Raw genomic sequence first — 20054 nt, 5'->3', positions numbered from 1 at the left:
TACAAATAACAATTGATTGGGATAAATTATTCTCAGTATTGGTTTAAGAAGGAGTCCACCATCGGGCGGACTCTTTTTTTATCAAATGAAAATAAAAATCAGTTGCAGACTAACAGGGTTCCGATTTCGGAAATAGTATTTACCATTTAAAAACAACGATCATGAGAACAATTTTGAGCACTATAGCAATTCTTGTAGTAATAGGTTGGGCCATCGGATACTTTGGCTACCATACAGGAGGATTATTCCATTTAATATTAGTAATTGCATTAATTGCAATTGTACTCCAATTAATCCCTGGTAGAAGAGATTAGCAATACCTGAAATATGGAGAGGCCATTCGACAAGATTCTTGTTGAATGGCCTTTTTTTTATGTGGATGGTATTTATTGCGGAATTAAGAAAGTGTGAAATAATTATAAAATATAACTAATGAGTTTTGCTGCTAGGATTATTCGTTATATCTTAACATTAATTCAAAAGCATTACAAAGTTTATAGCGGATACAATTTGATAAAGATTACCTGAATTTTTGAGACCTGAATAACTAAATAAGTAGAATTAGTATTAATTTAAAATTTAGTGGTTTGAAGTTATTTATAAAACACATGGTAAGTCTTCGTTGTAAGATAGTCGTGAAAGAAGAACTGGCAAACTTAGGTTTGCATCCCGCTAAAGTGGAGTTGGGAATGGTGGAGATCAGAGAGAATATCTCGGAAGAAGTTCGGGAGAAACTCAAAAGGAATCTGTCCAGATGTGGATTGGAGCTTTTGGAGGACAGAACAAGTATTCTGATCGAACAAATCAAGGGAGTAGTCATCGAAATGATTCACTACCTGGATGAAACACCAAAAGTGAATTATTCGGATTACATCAGTGAAAAGATGAATTACGATTACACCTATTTGTCGAATGTGTTTTCCAAAGTAAAAGGAATCACTATTCAGCAATTCATTATTATGAATAAAGTGGAACGCGTAAAAGAGCTTTTAATGTACGATGAAATGAATTTGACGGAGATTTCGTATAAGCTTAATTACAGCAGCGTAGCACATTTATCCAATCAGTTTAAAAAGATCACAGGATTTTCACCTTCATTTTATAAGCAATTGAAGTACAATTACAAAAGAAACGCTTTGGAGACGATCTAGACTTGGTTTAGATCGCCTCCAAACCTAACCAAATCGATCCAAAACACTCTTCTGGCATCTTCCGTTATGAAATGGTAACAGAATCCTTAAATCAGCCTTTGTCTTCTTCCAGGTCATTGTGCTCATCACCACCTAAGCTGTAATAATTATTCTCTTCATCTTCATTTCCAATATCTTCCTGCTCATCGTCCAATTCAGAGCCGGGAACATCCAAGTTTTTATCGATAGAAGATTGATTTGAAGATTTCTTTTTAGTGATATCTTCCGGATCAAGGTCCTTTTCTTCCTTGTCAGTGTGATAAATATCTTCGCTGGTAGGATACACCGGGTATCCGGGAAATTCTTCTTTGGACTTTTCCTCCGTGTTTTTTGATTTCTTTGCGCTCATAATCCGTGTTTTTAAGATCTGTCTTTTGAAAGTTAAGGCATTTGAAAACAAAAAGCACTACGGGAAACAGTAAGTTTTTTATATCATTCACAGGTTGAACGATTTTATTTACTTCATGCCCATTAATCGTTTAATCCACTTCAGTTTTCCCTCAGAGTAGGGAGAATACTTGAGTTTTGTTTCGAACCAGTTTGCTTTCTCCAAAATACTTTTATAATGCGAAAACGTTCTGAAGCCTGCTTCTCCATGATAGGAACCCATTCCGCTATTCCCAACACCGCCAAAAGGTAGACGACTATTCGAGATGTGCATAATTGCTTCATTGACTGCGCCTCCTCCAAATGAAAGTTCATTCAGGAGTTTGTTTTTGAGGGCAGGATTACCTGTGAAAATATAACAAGATAATGGCTTTTCGCGTTTTTTGATTTCACTGATCGCTTCAGCCAGGGTGTCGTAAGTCAGGATTGGGAGGATCGGGCCGAAGATTTCTTCCTGCATGATCGGGTCGTCAAAAGTAACTTCATGCATCAAAGTGGGTTCAATGATCCGTTTCTCCTGATCAATTTTCCCGCCTGAATAAACCTTTTTGCTGTCTATCAATTGGGATAGACGACTTACATTCCGGTCATTAATGATCTGAACATAGTTTCCGTTCTCAATGGAGTAGGAGGCACGTTCGATTTCTTCTTTCGCCAGGCGCAAAAATTCCTCCCTGATTGATTTCGGAAGAAGCACATAATCAGGTGCAATGCATGTTTGCCCGGCATTCAGGAACTTTGCCCATATCAATCGCCGGATACCCATTTGCAGGTTTGCCCCTTCGGTAAAAATAGCCGGACTTTTCCCGCCCAATTCTAAAGTTACGGGAGTGAGGTGTTGTGCTGCAGCCAGGTAAACTATCCGTCCGACTGTTGTGCTGCCGGTGAAGAAAATCTTGTCAAAGCGCTCTTCCAGCAAAGCAGTTGTTTCATTAACTCCTCCTTCTACCACGTGGAAAAAAGCCGGATCAAAATGGGTGTTGATAAGCTCAGCCAATAGTTTACTCGTATGGGAAGGTAATTCGCTTGGTTTTAAAATGACCGTATTCCCGGCAGCAATTGCTGCTATGGCAGGAGCAAGTGATAATTGATACGGATAATTCCAAGCTCCTATGATTAGGGAAACACCCAAAGGTTCCGGGATGATGTAACTTTTGGCAGGGAAATTCACCCAATTAGTTCGTACCCGTTTGCGTTTTGCCCAGGATTTGAGTTTTTTGCAGGCTTCATCGATGTCCAGAAAGACCAACCCGAATTCATTCGTAAAGGTCTCGAAAGGAGATTTGCCAAAATCAGCGTAAATGGCTTCGTTCAATCGATTCAGGTTCGACAATAAAAGTGTTTTGAGACGCTGAAGTTCTTCAATCCGGAAATCCAAATCTTTGGTTCGGTTCGAATTAAAAAATGTTCGTTGTCTTTCCAGGATTTCTTTCATGAGAGTAAGTTAGTGGAAAAATGAAAGTTTTCAGTAAGTTGAACTGAAAGCCGGTATTCAGTAGTATTCAATGATGCGTTCCACCATATGGTATTTCTCATTACAATTGATCGTCTTTTTGATCCAATTTCCCTTGGAATCAAATTGATAGGTACACAATTCCAAAACGTCGATTACCCCGTCCGGATCTACTTCCACTGTTTTAATAATGTTTCCTTTTTCAAAGATGTCATCAATAGAACCATCCGGTTTTCCGTCTTCGTAATCGACCCAGTGTTCCAGGGTTTTCACCTTGTCTTTGTAAGTAAATGTGGTGACCTCCAGGATGCCTTCCTCATTATTTTTCCATTCATCTCTGATCAGTAACTGGTTTTCGTTGTATGTGTATTGATGTGTTTCGATGTGATTTCCCTTGGTCCATTCACTCGAAATTACTTTCCCGGACTGGTTATATTGAAATGTTTCAATTGCAACTCCGGATTGGTCGAAGGATTCTATTTTGGATAAGAAATTTTCAGCATTGTAGTGATAAATGAATTGAGTACCTGCTTCCGTTTTTGAAGTATTACCAATGGGATTGTTTTCCTTTTGAGAAGAGACAATTCTGTTCAATGAGTCGTAAACGAAACGATGGGTATAGACAAGTCTGTTGACGCTTATAATTCGATTGAGGCTATCGTACTTAATGGAATAAGCGGTTTCCTTTCTGTTGGGAAGTATTTTATTTTCAAGGACTAAATTACCCAGAGTATCAAAGAAGGATTCGGAATCGTTCTCAAAATCATATTGCCAGCCTTTGCTTGATTTGACTATTCCGGCTGTTGTTTTCTTCGCATTGTAGGAAGTCTCCGAGAGTCTTTTGACCTTTCCTGAAAGTCCCAATGTATTCAGGTTCTCGGTTTCTGTAATTGATCCCTGGCAATAAAGCTGCTCAAAACTAAAGAGGAGTACGAATAATATAAATAGATTTTTCATCGGATCATTTGTTAATTAGAAACAGTGCAGAATTCCATGTTTCCCATTGCGAGGAGTTACATTATTTCCATTCTTTGGTCCAAAACTGCAATTCTTTTTCGGTTTCTTCCGCTTCATTTTTGTCTTGCCAGGACATCCGGCAACAGTAATCCTGCTCGATATAGCCGCGTTTTTTCCAGAAATCATTATTCGGCCGATAAGCAACCGGACGTGAAGGATGATCATCCGGACGGACAACGGAACAGAATGCTGTCACTTTAAAGCCGTTTTCCAATGCATGTTTTTCCCGAACATCAAAAAAGAGATGCCCGATTCCACGACCCCTGTAATCCGGTAAGAGAATACTTTCCCCGAAATAGAAAATCTCATCGGTATTTAGCCCTCGGTCGATAAAGGGTTGCTGAATGTCGGTTGATTTTGCGCTCAAGGGCATTCCGGTAGTTGCACCAACCAATTGATCACCATCGAAAACACAAAATGCCATGCTCAGCGGATTCAAAGTATAAGCCTGCAGGTATTTTTGTTCATATTCCAGCGAGCCGGCGTACAAATAAGGAAAATCCTGAAATACATCAATCCGAAGTTGTCCCAATTGAGGAATCAGTTCTGCGATATCAAATCCAATGGCTAATTCACGACGCAATTGCTCCATGGTTTATTTTGAAACAAGTTCGATCCACAATTCCAGGTTGTAATAAGTGCTTACCCGGCTTATTTTCCCGTTCCGAACTTCTAAAAATGCCGCAGCGGGAAGCACATACGATTGTCCGTGAGCCGGAGGTAAACCTTCTTCTGCTTTTTTATACGTTCCATGAACGACAAATTCTGCGGCTATCCTGCCTTCCGTTGCAGAAGAAAAAAGAACCAGGTCCTTCAGTGTTTCGGCATAACTGGAATCCATGTGCTGCATAAATTCAGTAAACAGGGCTTTTCCGATACGCGGTTTTCCCTGGTTGGGTTCATGTGTGATATTTTCATCAACCAAAGACAACATTTTTTCCCAATTACGGGAATTGAATGCAGCATAGTAAGCCTGTACAGTTTCCAGAGAAGTCATCATTTAATCAATTCAAAATTAAAAATGCAAAATTCAAAACTAAAAAGAGGAGTATGATTGTCTCAATTACCCTTTTTGAATTAATAATTTTGCATTTTGAATTATTTTGGGCATTCTCCCTTTACATACTTGGTAATTCCGTGGCATTGAGCCATACAGGCATTGGAATACGTTTTTTGATTGCAGCCGCAAACCGGATCGTATTGCATCGTACAAACACAATCTTCTTTGACTTTTTCCGTACAATCTTCTTTTGTACAACTTTTAGCAGTTCCCATTGCTAAAATTGAAGTGAATATCAGCAGTTTCATAATCAACGAATTTAAGCTAAGATACTGAAAAAAATGCCGTCAATTACCAGTGCCATCCTGGAAATATTCAGGGTTCCCATTTCATCTGTTTTTTGATGATAGTTCTTGTTTCTGTAAAATGCTGTATCCGTGACCATACAAGCACTGAAGCCCATTTTCCAGTAGTTTAAATGATCTGAAAAATCGATACCTGTTAATGCTTTCGGGCCGTTGAATTTCTTTACGGGGAGTTGTGCAAAACGGTCCATACGCCTGGTGAATTTACGGGCTCCCTTTCCCTTTGCGAATTTGTTTACAACTGTAATGTAATTTCCTCTTGAGCCATAGAATAGCTTCAAAAGTCCGATAGGATAATCCTGGGAGTGTTTGGCTTCATCGAAATAACCGATCATTTCCAGGCAGATCATTCCGATAACTTCTGTATTTGACTCCTTGAGCGATTTGGCATGAATGAAACTTCCCATGTATTCCGTCCGGAAAAAAGGTGGTTCTTCCAGGGTGTAAGCCACTAATTCAATACAGTTGTCGAGCGACTTTCCTTTTAAAAGTCGCGCAAGCTCCAGTAAACCCACAATTCCCGAAGCATTGTCATCTGCACCTTCCTGGTTGCCGCAAACATCGTAATGAGCTCCGATCACCAGCTTTTTGGAGGCTTGCGGATTGAATCGCGCAATGACGTTTTTGTAAGTAAGACTACCAACCTGGTAGTTTTGATAAAAAACCGTATCGGCATATTCTTTGAAGTTGTTGGAGATAAATTTCGCACACAAATTCAATTGATCAATGTTCTGATGATTTCGTGGTTTGGAAGTTTTGGTGAGAACGGTCAATAACTCTTTGATCCGAATAGTATCTGCCTGGCCGTAACTAGTGATACTAACAAAAAAAATACTTAGGAAAGGGATGATCTTCATGGGTTTGAATAAAGTATAACGCGGTACAACAGACAATGTAAAAAGTTTAAAACTCAGTAATCCGGAAATAACCTGAACAACGGGTTTTGTTGATTGAATGGTGGTGTTTTGTGACTGTTTTTCATCTTAGGACGTAATATTGCGGAATTACGTCCGGTTTTGCTTTTTATTTAATTATCCCGAAATCCACATGATAATGATCATCATGCAAACTATCAATCAATTCGCTCAAATTAGTTGCAAAGTAAATCCCTCTTGCTTTCAATTGCTTGCCGTATTCGCTTGCAAATAACTCGTCTTTTAAGGCAATTTTCAGGATGACTTTCTCAATTTTTAATCCGTTCTTTTTGGCTTGTTTGTCCAGTTCCAAAAGATGTTGTGCCATCAGGTTGAAATCGATTGAGTAGTTGCGGTCTTCAGTGTAAATCCCATTTTCATCAAAATCCATCAGGTAATGAGGAAGACCGATAGTATTGAAATCAGTTGAAGAGACTCCGTTTTTGAGAAGCGGCGACATAAAATCGATGCTCAAGCCGTTTTGATGCGTTCGGTGTGGCCAGATTTTACCGCCATGTTCATTCGAACATTCCATAAGTCCGAATTCAAACCCAGGAAGCACTGTTTCGAACTGCCGGTAAGTATCCAGCACTGTATGATGAACTTTTTCATGCGTAAATGCATGTTTGTTCAGGTAACTGGTGGAATCGAAATAAATAAAGTTGGGACCTTTGAATGGGAAAAGTTTTCCGTTTTTTAAGCTTCCATTACTTACTGTTCCCCCGGAAATACTGGGTCCGCTGCTTTTACTGTATTGATTGTATAACTCCCGGATGGGATCTGTTTCGGGAACTTTTTCTTCTTTAAGCTGGCTGGTGGTCTGATCGCTTGGATTACTTTGTCCGGTACAGGCCTGGATAAGCAACAGAGGCAGAATGATCGGGAGTAACTTCATGAGACCGGTTTAGCAAAGTTGATGCCAAATAACAGGACATAAAAAATCCCGACATTCGCAAGCGAAGTCGGGATCGATATATTGAGATTTAATCTTCGGCTTATGAGTGAGAGAAGCTTCTTTTTTCCTTGATACGTGCTGCTTTACCAGTAAGACCACGGAAGTAGAAGATACGTGCACGACGTACAGCTCCACGTTTGTTAACTGTAATAGTATCAATGAAAGGAGAAGAAATAGGGAAGATACGCTCAACTCCTACGTTTCCTGACATTTTGCGAACTGTAAAGGTTTCAGTTGTACCTTGTCCGCGACGTTGTAGAACAACACCTTGGAACTGCTGAATACGCTCTTTGTTTCCTTCTTTAATTTTGTATGATACTGTTACTGTATCTCCAGCGCCAAATGCTGGGAATTCTTTCAATTCTACTAGTTCTTTTTGAAGCTCTCTGATAAAATCCATGACTCTAATTTTCTTTCACTATCCCATAATTGGGGGTGCAATATTAGGAATAAATTTTCATTTTATGATATATTCCCCTAACTTTTTTTTATTTGAAGCCATTTTTCTTTTCGGAATCCCTTTTTTTCTAATTTCGATTATCGAATAACAACTTCTTTACAAAGATAGCTAGAAATATGGAATCGACGAATAAGAGAATAATCGGGCGCAAGGATTTGGTTTCCTTTCCCAGTTTTGAGTTGAAAAATGTGCCGGTGAAAATTGATTCTGGAGCGTATTCGAGTTCCATGCATTGCCAGTCGATCGAAATCATTGAATTTGATGAGAAGGAACAGCTTAGGGTGGTTTTTTTAGATCCGGCAATTTCCGGATATACAGGCAAGGAAGTGATTTTTAGCGATTTTAAGACAAAGACCGTTAAAAGCTCCAACGGGATAGCACAAGAGCGGTTTTTTGTTAAAGGAACTGTTCAGCTGTTCGGAGAATCATATGAAACCGTATTTTCGCTAACTGAAAGAACCGGTTTACGAAATCCCATATTATTAGGTCGCAGATTGTTGAATAAACGTTTTCTCATAGATACGTCCAAAACAAATTGTTCCTACAAATACGAGACTAAATAACTTATATATTATCGAAGGAAAGGGATGAGCCTTTCAAGAAAAAGAATGAAAATTGCCATTTTATCACGCAATCCACAATTGTATTCTACAAGACGCCTCGTTGAAGCAGCTGAAAAGCACGGCCATGAAGCGCATGTGATAGATCATTTACGCTGCAATATCGAAATCGAGCAAAAAGGACCGTCGTTATTTTACGGATCGGAATATTTGGAAGGCTTTGACGCTGTTATTCCGCGAGTTGGAGCATCTGTTACTTTTTATGGTACAGCGGTTGTCCGACAGTTCGAAATGATGAATGTTTTCTCGGTGAACAGTTCAAGAGGAATTGTTCATTCCCGGGATAAACTGCGTTGTTTGCAGGTTTTGTCGAAAGAAGGAATCGGACTTCCGAAAACGGTGTTTACCAATTATTCCCGAAATGTAGAGCATGTAGTGGAATCTGCCGGAGGCGCACCGGTTGTACTGAAGTTACTGGAAGGTACGCAAGGTTTGGGAGTGGTTTTGGCAGAGAACCAAAATGCTGCTCAATCTGTTTTAGAAGCATTTAATGGTTTGAAGGCGCGCGTGATCGTGCAGGAATTCATTAAAGAGGCCGGAGGTGCGGATATCCGTGCTTTTGTAGTTGACGGAGAGGTAGTTGGGGCAATGAAACGCCAGGGAAAAGAAGGTGAATTCCGCTCGAACCTCCATCGCGGAGGAACAGCAACGATTCTGGAACTGACTGAGGAAGAAAAAATGACTGCTATTAAGGCTGCAGATGCTGTTGGTTTGGGAGTTGCAGGAGTTGATTTGCTGCAGTCTTCCCGCGGACCTTTGGTATTGGAAGTGAACTCGTCTCCCGGATTGGAGGGGATTGAACGCGCAACCGGGGTTGATATTGCAGGAAGAATTATTGCTTTTATTGAGAAGAATGTAAAAAAATAAACATGGCTCGAAAGTTCTACATACTTGGAAAAGAAATTCTGCCTGGTCAGAGCATCGAACTAAGCATGGATGTTGCGAAGTTGCATACACATACACCTGTCCAGGTTCCGGTTCTGGTGGAAAGATCGCTAAAGGACGGACCGATCGTGCTTTTAATGGCGGGAATGCATGGAGATGAAATCAACGGAATGGAAATTATCCGCAGGGTAATTCGCAAAAAATGGAACAAACCAATTGCGGGGACAATTATTTGTTTGCCTGTATTCAATATTTTCGGCTATTTGAACCTTAAACGGGAATTGCCGGATGGGAGAGACCTGAACAGGAGTTTTCCGGGTTCCAAAAACGGTTCTCTTGCCAGTCAGTTTGCTTACCAGTTTATGAATCAGATCGCACCGAATGTGGATATCGTGATTGATTTTCATACGGGTTCCGCCCAGCGCTCAAATATTGCGCAGGTCCGCTGCATTTTATCGGATCCGATCAGTATGGAACTGGCGAGTGTTTTTAGTCCGCCGTTTATTGTCCACTCGGGCTATATCTCCAAGTCTGTTCGTGAAGCTTTGAATAAAATGGGGAAGAAAATCCTCCTGTTTGAGGGCGGAAAAACGAATTCCATTGATGAGACGATCGTGGAAGAAGGATTGCTCGGGATTCAACGCATATTGAATCATTTTCATATGAAGAACTTCAAGCTGGAACCGGTTGAAAATGAACCGATCATCATTAAATCTTCCAAGTGGTTAAGAGCTCCCCAATCAGGTGTTTTTCATTCGGTGGTTAAAAACGGACAGTATGTGGAAAAAGGTGATTTACTTGGTTATGTAAGTGATCCTTACGGTTCTACGGAACGCAAGATCAAGTCGAACTCGAAAGGCTATATCATTTGTACCAACGAAGCTCCCCTGGTAAATAAAGGGGATGCGATTTTCCATATAGGAAATGCATTAAATTCCGATAAAAATATGCTTGCTTAATATGAAAACTTCAAATATTCATGGCTATTGCGCAATCGGGGTGTTTAATGCAAAAACGGACCACAACATCGGAACACTCTGGAGGTCGGCATATATTCTCGGAGCTTCCTACATTTTTACGGTAGGTAAACGCTATAAAAAGCAATCCTCCGATGTGACAAGAACCTGGGCAAGAATTCCTTACTTTCATTACGATTCCCTGGAAGATCTGTGTGAGAACATTCCTTACGATTGTCACCTGATAGCTGTTGAACTAACGGAGGATGCTGAATTCTTACACGATTTTGAGCATCCCAAACGTGCGATATATTTGCTTGGATCCGAAGACCAGGGACTTCCTGATACTGTTTTGGCTAAATGCAGGAAGGTAATCAAACTTCCCGGAAATTCGTCTTTGAATGTTGCTGTAACAGGAAGTATCGTGATGTATGATCGTGCTGCAAAACTTAATTTGGAGCTTCCTCCGAATCATAGATAAAATCAGTTTTAACTGAAAATTTAGTTGCTTTCTATTTAACGTTTTTAACACGTGTTAAATTCGTAACTAACTGATTTTTATTTTTAAAGTTCGGTTTTGGTTGTGTGAATGGCCTGTTTCGCTTTTTTAATTTTAGTTCAAAATACTTCCTATTAAACTATCTTTGCAACCTCTTAAACTGAGATAGTACTACCATGTTCAGATTTATACAACTTTTCCTGCTAGCGTTTTTTCTTACACTAACTGTAAGTTCTTATGCACAGAGAGACACCGTCTTTTGGTTCGCAGCTCCTGATGTTTCTGCCGGAGTTGGACAGACTCCTGTCATGCTTCGTTTTCAAACCTACGACCAACCGGCTACAATTACCGTTTCTCAACCAGCAAATGGTGCGTTTGTTCCCTTAACTTTAATGATGCCAGCTTTTTCGAGCGACAGCATGAATTTAAGTTCGGTGATCGCTCAAATTGAAAGTCCTGCCGGGAATGTCATTTCGAATAACGGAATGAAAATTAGCTCTACCGGAATCATCAACGCTGTTTATGAAATTAACGCTCCCAACAATAAAGAAAGCTTCAGCTTGAAGGGGGGGAAGGCACTTGGAATAAATTTCTACACACCATTCCAAAAGTTTTGGGACAATGCAGCTACAACACCGGCAAGCTATTCCGGAATTGAGATTATTGCCGCAATGAATAATACAACTGTGCTGATTACTCCCCGAACGGATATTACCGGACATTTGGCAAATGCTACTTTCTCAGTGGTTCTGAATGCCGGGCAAACTTATAGTGCCAGGGATGTGAATGTGAGTGCTGTTAGCAGCCTTGCCGGATCAATTGTTTCTGCAAATAAACCAATTGCCATTACTCTATTTGACGGACAGCTTGTCCAGTCTTCTTGCTCTGATATGATCGGAGACCAATTGATTCCAACACCTTCGATCGGTACGGATTATGCGATTTATAAAGGAACATCGGCAAACGACCGGATTTACGTACTTGGAACTCAGAATGCTTCTGTAATTGACGTTACTGGCCTGAGTACAAACACAACACTGATCAATTCTTCGGAGACACTGGAAATTCCAATGACAGATGAGATTTTGTATATCAAAGCGAGTAAGCCGGTTTATGTTTATCATGTTTCGGGCTTTGGCTGTGAGTTAAGCGCTGCAGTGGTGCCAAGTTTAAACTGTAAAGGAAATAATAATGTGGAGTTTTCCCGCTCCAGTTCAGATTCCTTAGGAATTGTTTTGGTGACACGAACAGGATTCGAAGGGAATTTTTTACTGAACGGAAATGCAGCTTTGATAACCGCTGGAATGTTTCAAACGGTTCCGGGAACAAGCGGGCTATATAAAACCGCACGTATTTTCTTTAATACTTCAGAAGTTCCTGTAAACAGCCACAACATACTGGTGAATTCGGCTGATATATTTACAATGGCAACAATTACGGGCGGAGGAACAAATAGCGGAGCTTCTTATGCGTACAATACGGATTTCTATGCGACGGCATTTTCACAAGCCGGTTTGGATGATACTGTTTGTGCAAATGTAAGTTATACACTTAACGGAAGTGTTGGCGGCGGAGCAGTGACCGGTGCCTGGTCGAGTAACGGATACGGATCCTTCCAAAACGGATTGAACTCAGTTCCGAATACGTATGTGCCAAGTCCGTTGGATACATTGATAAGCCCTATCCGTATTATTCTTTCTACAAGCGGGTTTTGTCCGGTAGCGAGAGATACTTTGTATTTGGAAATTACACCCGCACCACTTGTTAATGCCAATACGGATCAATCGATTTGTGAAAACAATTCCGTGATCCAGTTGAATGGAATTGTAGGGGGTGGGGCTGCAACAGGTGTATGGACATCGAACGGAACCGGAGCTTTTTTACCGAATTCAAACACCTTAAATGCGGAGTATGTTCCCTCATCTGCAGATATTACGGCAGGAACACTCCAATTCATATTAACATCCACAAACGCGGTGTCATGTGCGATGGTTTCGGATACCATGGAAGTCAATTTTACCGCAGCTGCAACAGTAGAGGCCGGTCCTGATACATTGATCGTTTGTGCGAATAACGCAAACGTTAGCTTATCCGGAACAGTTAGCGGACCAACAAATACAGGGAAATGGCTTAGCAGCGGAACAGGGATTTTCTCTCCGAATAACAGTTCTCTGAACTGTACGTATATTCCAAGTGCTGCAGATACAACAGCTGGTTTTATCTGGCTCTACCTGGAATCTACTTCCAATGGAAATTGTCTTCCTGTTCAGGATAGTATCTATGTTTCGATCAATAATGCACCGAAAGTGGATGCGGGTCCGAATCAATTGAAATGTTCAAACAGTTCGCTGGTTCAGTTAAATGCAAGCGTAACTGGCGGACCCTTTGGTGGTGTATGGAGTGGTGGTTTAGGAACGTACAGTCCTTCAAATTCATCCCTGAATGCAATATATACACCAACTGCTGCTGAAGTTTCGGGTGGAAGCATTGTTTTGACTTTAACCTCTACCAATAACGGAACCTGTAATGTAGTGTCGGATGCCATCCAGATTAATTTCGTAGCTCCACCATTTGCTAATTTCAGCGCAACAAATGTCTGTGAAGGACTTTCAAATGTATTCACCGACTTCTCGCTTCCGGGCTCGGGAACATTGACAAACTGGGCATGGAGATTCCAAACAGGACAAACTTCTGGACTTCAAAATCCGACATATAATTTTGGAACTCCGGGTGCTTATCCAGTTGAGTTGATTGTTACAAACTCAAACGGATGTAAAGACACGGTTTCTATTTCTGTTTCGGTTTTCGACAAACCTGTTGCGGATTTCAATTCCGCGAATTCCTGCCCGAATAACCAGGTTACAGTTGCATTTACGGATGCCTCAACAAGTTCTGAGACCATTAATTATTGGTTCTATGATTTTGGCGGACAAGGATCAGCTGCACTGGCAAATGTAAATCAGCAATTTGCAAGTGGCGGAACTTACACGATTACACACATTGTATCGACCGTGAATAATTGTTCGGATACGATCATTGAGCCGATTACAATTGATCCGCTGCCGGATGCAGGGTTCTTCTTTAATTCAAATAATGGAGCTAATATCGGAGCAGTTCATAACTTCATTGATACTTCCGATTATGCTGTAACCTATTCCTGGAATTTCGGAGATGGTTCAACTTCCAATTTAACAAATCCAACGCATACCTATTATGCGAATGGTAATTATTACATCGTTCTTCACATTACTAATGCATTGGGATGTGTCGACAGTGCTATTCGATTTACGACTGTAACGATTGTAACGAATGAAATCAACACCTTGATCCCAACCATCATCTCGCCGAACGGAGATAGTTCGAACGATGTTTGGAAACTGGAATTCCTGAAATTGGCCTATCCGAATGCACATGTCGAAATATACAATGAATGGGGACAAACCATTTTTACATCGGACGGATATGAAATTCCATGGGATGGAACCTATAAGGGCGAACCGGTGCCGGATGGAAATTACTTGTATGTCATTCAATTGAATGCAAATGCCAGTCCCGACATATACAAAGGAGTATTAATGGTGTTAAGAAAACGAGATTAAGATGAACAGCAAGAATTTTATCACAAGCTTATTTGTTATTCTGTTCTTTGTTTCATACGGACAGCAACAAAGTTTATTTACAAATGTGCTCGCAAATCCTTTGCACTATTCTCCGGCCTATGCCGGAAGTACGAATTATCATGAAGTGAGCTTCTTCAACAGAAATCAATGGGTCGGATTTAAAGACGCTCCCAGAAATTTTTATCTGAATTTCCACGGATCATTCAAGAATAAGGCGAAACACGGTTATGGAGTACAATTACTAACCGAGCAAACGGGTTTATTGGGTAAAACCGGAATTTACCTGAATTATGCTTATCAGATAAAGATGAACAAAACGTGGAAAATAGGCTTGGGTATTCGTCCGGGTTTTGTTCAGTATCGCGTACGCTTGTATGATGCCGTAATTGCAGATGAAGGTGATCCGGTCTTTACAGGCAATAGTTATTCGGGAAATGCATTTGATGTCAATGCAGGATTTAGATTATATAGTGACAAGTTTGAATTCAGCGGAACATTGGATCATCTGATTATGGGAGAGAACCTGAAGTCATACAATCAGAATTTACAGTTCCATTATACCTTGATGAGTTCATATAAGCTCCTGTTTAAAAAGAACTGGGAATTCAGACCTGCTATTGTGTTCAGATATACCAAACCGGTTCCGGTACAGCTTTCTGTTCTTGCGCAGTTATCCTATAAAGACAAGTTGTTCGGAGGTTTGAATTTCAGGACCAATGATGCAATGGGTGTTTTTGTCGGAGTAAGATTGAAAAGCCGTTTGGCAATTACCTATGGTTACGATTACAGTTATACCAAATTGAGAAAATACAGCTCAGGCTCGCATGAGATCGGTATCTCTTTTATAATTACGAAAAACAGGCCTTCGCTCGAGGAGGAAGATGATAAATTGAATAACAGTATTCTGGAAGATATCCAAAAGGAAATCGACAAGAATAAATAGTAGGATGAATTTAGAGCTTATGAAATTACGACGAATAATACTGCTACTAGCTTTGATTTTTACGGTTGGTTCATTCGAAAGTAAGGGTCAGATTGACTCGGTCTTTTGGTTTGCCGCTCCATGGGTAACGCCGAGCCATGCTGGAAATACTCCTCTGGTATTGAGGATTTCCACATTTAATTCTCCGACAACCGTTCGGGTATACCAGCCAGCCGGAACATACGATTCTACTTTTGTGATTCCAGCAAACTCACTGAACTCACATTTCCTGACTTCCATCGTAAATACCCTGGAATCAAAACCTGCGGATAATGTGCTTAATTATGGAATAAAGATAGAAGCCGATACTTTGGTTACCGTTGTTTATGAGGTGGTTACAGGTGGGAATAACCCGGAAACATATTCTTTGAAAGGTCAGAACGCGGTTGGTACCGAATTCGTGTGCCCGTTTCAGAACACCTGGATCAATGGAAATTATGCGCCTATCCAGCCGAAATCAATGATCTGTATTGTTGCAACGGAAGATAACACAACGGTTTGGATCACTCCAAAAGCTACGGTGGTAGGACATCCTGCGGGAATTACTTACTCCGTTACTTTAAACAGGGGACAAACGTATACTGTTGAAAACACTTCACAGCTGACAAATACTGCAGGAAATAATTTAGGAGGTACCATTGTTGTTTCCGATAAACCTATTGCCGTAACTGTTTCAGATGATTCTGTTACGAACTCCGGTGGTGGCTGCCGGGATTTAATGGGAGATCAGATTGTTCCGGTGGATGTAGTCGGAACAAATTACATTGTGAACAGGGGAAATATGTTTGCAAACTCCCAGGAAGGAATCTTCATTGTGGCGACTCAAAATTTTACTTCGGTAACTGTAACGACTTCCCTTGGAACATTTTCACAGCTTTTAAACCAGGGAGATACCTGGAAATATGTGCTCACTGCTTCGGAAATGCTTGCTTATGTGGATGCGGATAAAAACGTGTACGTACTTCAGGCAAGCGGATTCGGATGTGAGGTGGGAGAAGCACTGTTGCCCCCGGTTAACTGTGCCGGATCCGATCAGGTAAGTTTTACGCGTACAAATGCTCAGACATTTATCTTGAATATTCTGTGTCCGACATCGGCAATTAATAACTTTTTGCTGAATGGAAGTTCTACTTTGGTACCTGGTTCGGCCTTTAACCTTGTTCCCGGAACAGCAGGTTTCTGGAGTGGAGCTCAAATAACCTTTAATACCACTGATATTCCAGCAGGATCTTCCAATTTATTGTCAAATTCCAGTGATTACTTCGGGATGGGAGTTATCAATGGTGGGGCAGGAACTGGCTGTTATTATCACTACATGTCAGCTTTCAATAGAAAGGTCTATGTGAAAGCAGGGAATGATACAACACTTTGTAACGGGGATCCTTCCGTATTGTTGAATGGTTCCGTTGAAGGTGGTTCTATAACAGGAGAATGGACAGTAATTAACGGTGCAGGGTCTTTTGTAGATGCAACAGATCTGTCCACATCCTACGTTCCTTCTGCATCGGATTATACCCAGGGAACCCTGACATTTGTACTTGCTTCGACAGGAAATTGTGATCCGGTAAGAGATACCATGGTTGTAAACTTTATCCAATCACCGGAAGCTAATGCAGGAACGGACGATTCCTATTGTAAAAATAATGTAGGAGCGGTACCGATTTCGGGAGCCTTTGCTTATTCCGCAGCTGCAACCTGGAGTGGTGGAGACGGAGGAGCATTTGGCAATATTGGTTCCCCTTCAACAACGTATACACCTTCGCCGGCAGATCTGGCAGCAGACAGTGTGCTTCTTTTCTACACAACTACAGGAAGTTTCTTCTCTTGCCCGAATCAGCAGGACACGGTGGTCATCTACTTTACGGAAGCTCCGTTTATTGATGCCGGTGGAGATCAGTTGGTTTGCTCAAATACTACGGATGTAGCACTAAACGGGATAATTACAGGGATAACAACAACCGGTATCTGGTCGGCAAACGGAAGCGGTGGTTTCTCACCTTCCCAAACAAACCTGAATGCAAACTATGTTTTGTCAACAGCAGATATTTCGAATGGTCTGGTTACCTTGTATCTCGAATCAACGAACAATGGAAACTGTTTGGCTGTATTTGATAGCCTGGAAATCCAGATTATTGATTTCCCGGTGGTAAATATCACCTCAATGGATTCGATCTGTTCCAATAACGCAACACTGAATCTAACAGGTACGGTGACTTCCGGGTTCGCTACACAATGGACTACTTCCGGCTTCGGAAGCATTTCGGATCCTTCCAATTTATCAACGATCTATTCAATTTCTCCCGTGGATGTTACAAATGGGTTTATTGATGTCATTCTGTCTACAACGGGAATTTGTCCGATCGCTCAGGATTCCATACGGGTCACCTTTGTTTCACCGCCTCAAGCTAATGCAGGTACGGATCAAACATATTGTCAGAACCAACTGGTTCAATTGAACGGCCAAATTATCGGGGCTGATACGACAGGAACCTGGTCAACATTGGGAACTGGCTCGTTCATTCCGGGACCAACTTACCTGGATGGTTTGTATGATCCGTCTGTCGGTGATGTTTCCGGGGGGCCGATCAGTTTGATTTTGACTTCCGCATCCAATTTTGGTTGCCCACCTGATAGAGATACACTGGTAATAACGTTCAACAGAATTCCGACAGCTGATTTTACATTCACCAATGTTTGTCAGGCGAGTAATATGAATTTTACTGATGCTTCCACGGCAAATGCCGGAACATTGTCAGCATGGTCCTGGTCTTTCGGAGACAATACAAATTCCATTGCTCAAAATCCTCAGCATGCCTATACAACCCAGGGGAATTTCAATGTGCAGATGATCGTTACTTCGAGTAACGGATGTACGGATACGGTTACAAAACCGGTGACAGTTTATCCTTTACCGCTTCCTTCATTCAATGCTTCGATCGCATGTGAATCTTATCCTACAAATTTCACGAATACATCGTTTATTCCTACGGGAACAATTAACAGTTATTCATACGATTTCAACGGAATTGGTTCCAGCACTCAGCCAAATACCTCCTTCGTTTTTCCTTCCAGCGGAATTTACAATGTAAGCCTGACTGCTGTTTCCGACTTTGGGTGTACCAATACCGTGATTCAGCAAATTGATGTGCATGCAATTCCAAATGCTTCATTTACTGCAAGTCCGAATCCGGCACTGGTTGAACAGGAAATTACTTTTACGGATGTAACCGGAGGAAATATTATTTCCTGGCAATGGAATTTTGGAGACGGAGAAGGGGATAATACTCAAATTACAACTCACAGTTACGATGGTGGAGGTGTTTACACTGTCACACTTACAATTGTTGATAATATCGGGTGTAGTGACACAGTTTCAAAACAAATTTCAATTGCCTTATTGCCGGTTTTACCTAGCGGTTTCACACCAAATGGTGATGGCGAGAACGATGTGTTCATTATTCGCGGCGGACCATTCAGAAACGTTGATTTTAAAGTGTACAATAACTGGGGGCAAGTGATCTTCGAATCAACTGACTCCAATGTAGGATGGGATGGAACGTACAAGGGAGAACCAGTTCCTTTGGGTGTTTACACATGGACTTTTGTAGTTGATATGGGAAGCAATTTTGTTGTCAGGGAATCCGGCGATGTAACTTTAATACGATAAGCCATGAGAAAAAGCGAAGCTTTTGAAGACAATGTCATGACAAGCGTCAGTGCGAAAATAACAAGGAAAATAGGAATTTGTTTTTTAGCCATTTTCTTGAATGGATTGTCTTACGGACAAGATGCACATTTATCAATGTATGATGCGGCACCTTTATTTTTAAACCCTGCTCTGACAGGTGTTGTGGAAGGAGATTTCAGAGTGCATGGTCAATACCGGACTCAATGGAAATCCGTAAATTATAAACCCTACACTTCTGCTTTGATCAGCTTTGATATGCCGATCAAAAAATGGGGTTTTGGAGTTCAGATCAACAATTTCAGAGCCGGAGCAGGTAACTTTAATGTATTGCAGGGCTTGCTTTCGGCTGCATATTATCTGCCTTTGAACAAGAACAAAACACATGTCCTGAACTTCGGTGTTCAGGGTGGTGTAACTCAAAAATCAATAGAATATCAATTGTTGTCCTTCAACAACCAGTACACCTTGAATAATGGAGGTGAATTTGATCAGACACTTGTAACCGGGGAAGACTTTGGGGCTCAATCCAAATTTATTCCCATGCTGAATGCAAGTGCCTTGTATTATTACTCAAAATCACAATCGCGCTTGAATCCCTTTATTGGTGTTTCACTCTTTAATTTAACTCAGCCGAACGAATCTTTTTTCGGAAGAGAAAGTAAACTGCCTTTGCGCATGTACACGCATTTGGGAACACGTGTGAATATTACCGAATTGTTTTATGTAATTCCCAAGCTACTCATCATGAATCAAAAGAAATTTCATGAACAAACGTATGCTTTGGAAGCTGGTTATTTCCTGAAAGGAAGCGGTGCTTATGTTCTCGGTGGAGTTATTTTCAGGGCGAAAGATGCCATGATTGCAACTATCGGAGCGAAGAAGGATGCATATACGGTGAAATTAGCTTATGATTTTAATATCTCATCGCTTACATCTACATCCAAAAGCAGGGGAGGATTTGAATTGTCCTTTACTTACGTGCATGCGAAGAAAAAACCAACCGATTACAAAATCTGTCCACGATTATAATACGTTTTCCCAATTATGAAATCTAAAATTAGTT

At 40.9% G+C, this 20054-nt stretch carries 19 protein-coding genes; 10 read left to right on the top strand and 9 right to left on the bottom strand.

The genetic code is table 11. From position 1 onward, the window contains the following. Positions 1–161 precede the first annotated feature (161 nt). Both K0S23_RS05095 and K0S23_RS05090 read left to right on the top strand, forming a co-directional pair. Positions 162–314 carry a lmo0937 family membrane protein gene (locus K0S23_RS05095; RefSeq protein ID WP_300355194.1) on the top strand — a complete coding sequence of 51 codons (153 nt, stop codon included), beginning with the start codon at positions 162–164 and terminating at the stop codon, positions 312–314. A gap of 273 nt (positions 315–587) precedes the next feature. Then, positions 588–1151 (top strand): AraC family transcriptional regulator, encoded by a 564-nt coding sequence (locus K0S23_RS05090; RefSeq protein ID WP_300355191.1) that lies wholly within the window; start codon positions 588–590, stop codon positions 1149–1151. A 91-nt stretch (positions 1152–1242) separates the two neighbouring features. Here K0S23_RS05090 and K0S23_RS05085 read toward each other — a convergent pair whose 3' ends face one another. The 9 genes from K0S23_RS05085 to rplS form a co-directional block, all read right to left on the bottom strand. Further along, positions 1243–1539, bottom strand: a complete 297-nt coding sequence (locus K0S23_RS05085) for a hypothetical protein (RefSeq protein ID WP_300355188.1) — start codon at positions 1537–1539, stop codon at positions 1243–1245. Positions 1540–1647: 108 nt separating this feature from the next. Then, positions 1648–3012, bottom strand: a complete 1365-nt coding sequence (locus K0S23_RS05080) for an aldehyde dehydrogenase (RefSeq protein ID WP_300355185.1) — start codon at positions 3010–3012, stop codon at positions 1648–1650. A gap of 57 nt (positions 3013–3069) precedes the next feature. Continuing rightward, a complete protein-coding gene (locus K0S23_RS05075; RefSeq protein WP_300355183.1) occupies positions 3070–3987 on the bottom strand; it encodes a hypothetical protein in 918 nt (305 codons plus the stop codon). A 61-nt stretch (positions 3988–4048) separates the two neighbouring features. Next, positions 4049–4639 (bottom strand): GNAT family N-acetyltransferase, encoded by a 591-nt coding sequence (locus K0S23_RS05070; protein ID WP_300355180.1) that lies wholly within the window; start codon positions 4637–4639, stop codon positions 4049–4051. A gap of 3 nt (positions 4640–4642) precedes the next feature. Continuing rightward, on the bottom strand, positions 4643–5047 hold the full coding sequence (locus K0S23_RS05065; RefSeq protein ID WP_300355179.1) for a ketosteroid isomerase-related protein: 405 nt from the start codon (positions 5045–5047) through the stop codon (positions 4643–4645). Positions 5048–5145: 98 nt separating this feature from the next. After that, the gene (locus K0S23_RS05060; RefSeq protein WP_300355176.1) at positions 5146–5355 is read right to left on the bottom strand and encodes a Kazal-type serine protease inhibitor; all 210 of its coding nucleotides are present in this window, start codon (positions 5353–5355) and stop codon (positions 5146–5148) included. Positions 5356–5366: 11 nt separating this feature from the next. After that, complete coding sequence (locus K0S23_RS05055; RefSeq protein ID WP_300355173.1) at positions 5367–6305, bottom strand: M28 family peptidase; 939 nt, start codon at positions 6303–6305, stop codon at positions 5367–5369. A 130-nt stretch (positions 6306–6435) separates the two neighbouring features. Beyond that, positions 6436–7221 (bottom strand): hypothetical protein, encoded by a 786-nt coding sequence (locus K0S23_RS05050; protein WP_300355170.1) that lies wholly within the window; start codon positions 7219–7221, stop codon positions 6436–6438. Between the two features lie 100 nt (positions 7222–7321). Continuing rightward, positions 7322–7681 carry a 50S ribosomal protein L19 gene (gene rplS, locus K0S23_RS05045; RefSeq protein WP_294858624.1) on the bottom strand — a complete coding sequence of 120 codons (360 nt, stop codon included), beginning with the start codon at positions 7679–7681 and terminating at the stop codon, positions 7322–7324. A gap of 176 nt (positions 7682–7857) precedes the next feature. Here rplS and K0S23_RS05040 point away from each other — a divergent pair, with 176 nt between their 5' ends. From K0S23_RS05040 to K0S23_RS05005, 8 genes are all read left to right on the top strand, one after another. Then, positions 7858–8304 carry a RimK/LysX family protein gene (locus K0S23_RS05040; protein WP_300355165.1) on the top strand — a complete coding sequence of 149 codons (447 nt, stop codon included), beginning with the start codon at positions 7858–7860 and terminating at the stop codon, positions 8302–8304. A 45-nt stretch (positions 8305–8349) separates the two neighbouring features. Beyond that, positions 8350–9228, top strand: a complete 879-nt coding sequence (gene rimK, locus K0S23_RS05035) for a 30S ribosomal protein S6--L-glutamate ligase (protein ID WP_300355162.1) — start codon at positions 8350–8352, stop codon at positions 9226–9228. 2 nt (positions 9229–9230) lie between these two features. Then, entirely contained in the window at positions 9231–10205 is a 975-nt protein-coding gene (locus tag K0S23_RS05030) for a succinylglutamate desuccinylase/aspartoacylase family protein (protein WP_300355159.1), read from the top strand. A 1-nt stretch (position 10206) separates the two neighbouring features. Next, positions 10207–10683, top strand: coding sequence for an RNA methyltransferase (locus K0S23_RS05025; protein ID WP_300355156.1), 477 nt, complete (start codon positions 10207–10209; stop codon positions 10681–10683). 194 nt (positions 10684–10877) lie between these two features. Next, positions 10878–14300, top strand: a complete 3423-nt coding sequence (locus K0S23_RS05020; RefSeq protein ID WP_300355153.1) for a PKD domain-containing protein — start codon at positions 10878–10880, stop codon at positions 14298–14300. 1 nt (position 14301) lies between these two features. Further along, a complete protein-coding gene (locus tag K0S23_RS05015; RefSeq protein ID WP_300355150.1) occupies positions 14302–15264 on the top strand; it encodes a type IX secretion system membrane protein PorP/SprF in 963 nt (320 codons plus the stop codon). Positions 15265–15283: 19 nt separating this feature from the next. Further along, the gene (locus K0S23_RS05010; RefSeq protein WP_300355147.1) at positions 15284–18970 is read left to right on the top strand and encodes a PKD domain-containing protein; all 3687 of its coding nucleotides are present in this window, start codon (positions 15284–15286) and stop codon (positions 18968–18970) included. Between the two features lie 3 nt (positions 18971–18973). Further along, a complete protein-coding gene (locus K0S23_RS05005; protein WP_300355144.1) occupies positions 18974–20020 on the top strand; it encodes a PorP/SprF family type IX secretion system membrane protein in 1047 nt (348 codons plus the stop codon). Positions 20021–20054 lie beyond the last annotated feature (34 nt).

The sequence above is a fragment of the Fluviicola sp. genome (assembly GCF_029266855.1).
Taxonomy (GTDB): domain Bacteria; phylum Bacteroidota; class Bacteroidia; order Flavobacteriales_D; family Crocinitomicaceae; genus Fluviicola.
Note: the sequence above shows the minus strand (reverse complement) of the source record. Positions and strands in the feature narration are given on the sequence as shown.

Bases quoted from the DNA above. Each gene is read 5' to 3' on its own strand.
- K0S23_RS05095 (WP_300355194.1), top strand. From the start codon at position 162: ATGAGAACAATTTTGAGCACTATAGCAATTCTTGTAGTAATAGGTTGG.
- K0S23_RS05085 (WP_300355188.1), bottom strand. From the start codon at position 1,539: ATGAGCGCAAAGAAATCAAAAAACACGGAGGAAAAGTCCAAAGAAGAA.
- K0S23_RS05080 (WP_300355185.1), bottom strand. From the start codon at position 3,012: ATGAAAGAAATCCTGGAAAGACAACGAACATTTTTTAATTCGAACCGA.
- K0S23_RS05075 (WP_300355183.1), bottom strand. From the start codon at position 3,987: ATGAAAAATCTATTTATATTATTCGTACTCCTCTTTAGTTTTGAGCAG.
- K0S23_RS05070 (WP_300355180.1), bottom strand. From the start codon at position 4,639: ATGGAGCAATTGCGTCGTGAATTAGCCATTGGATTTGATATCGCAGAA.
- K0S23_RS05065 (WP_300355179.1), bottom strand. From the start codon at position 5,047: ATGATGACTTCTCTGGAAACTGTACAGGCTTACTATGCTGCATTCAAT.
- K0S23_RS05060 (WP_300355176.1), bottom strand. From the start codon at position 5,355: ATGAAACTGCTGATATTCACTTCAATTTTAGCAATGGGAACTGCTAAA.
- K0S23_RS05050 (WP_300355170.1), bottom strand. From the start codon at position 7,221: ATGAAGTTACTCCCGATCATTCTGCCTCTGTTGCTTATCCAGGCCTGT.
- rplS (WP_294858624.1), bottom strand. From the start codon at position 7,681: ATGGATTTTATCAGAGAGCTTCAAAAAGAACTAGTAGAATTGAAAGAA.
- K0S23_RS05040 (WP_300355165.1), top strand. From the start codon at position 7,858: ATGGAATCGACGAATAAGAGAATAATCGGGCGCAAGGATTTGGTTTCC.
- rimK (WP_300355162.1), top strand. From the start codon at position 8,350: ATGAAAATTGCCATTTTATCACGCAATCCACAATTGTATTCTACAAGA.
- K0S23_RS05030 (WP_300355159.1), top strand. From the start codon at position 9,231: ATGGCTCGAAAGTTCTACATACTTGGAAAAGAAATTCTGCCTGGTCAG.
- K0S23_RS05025 (WP_300355156.1), top strand. From the start codon at position 10,207: ATGAAAACTTCAAATATTCATGGCTATTGCGCAATCGGGGTGTTTAAT.
- K0S23_RS05020 (WP_300355153.1), top strand. From the start codon at position 10,878: ATGTTCAGATTTATACAACTTTTCCTGCTAGCGTTTTTTCTTACACTA.
- K0S23_RS05015 (WP_300355150.1), top strand. From the start codon at position 14,302: ATGAACAGCAAGAATTTTATCACAAGCTTATTTGTTATTCTGTTCTTT.
- K0S23_RS05010 (WP_300355147.1), top strand. From the start codon at position 15,284: ATGAAATTACGACGAATAATACTGCTACTAGCTTTGATTTTTACGGTT.
- K0S23_RS05005 (WP_300355144.1), top strand. From the start codon at position 18,974: ATGAGAAAAAGCGAAGCTTTTGAAGACAATGTCATGACAAGCGTCAGT.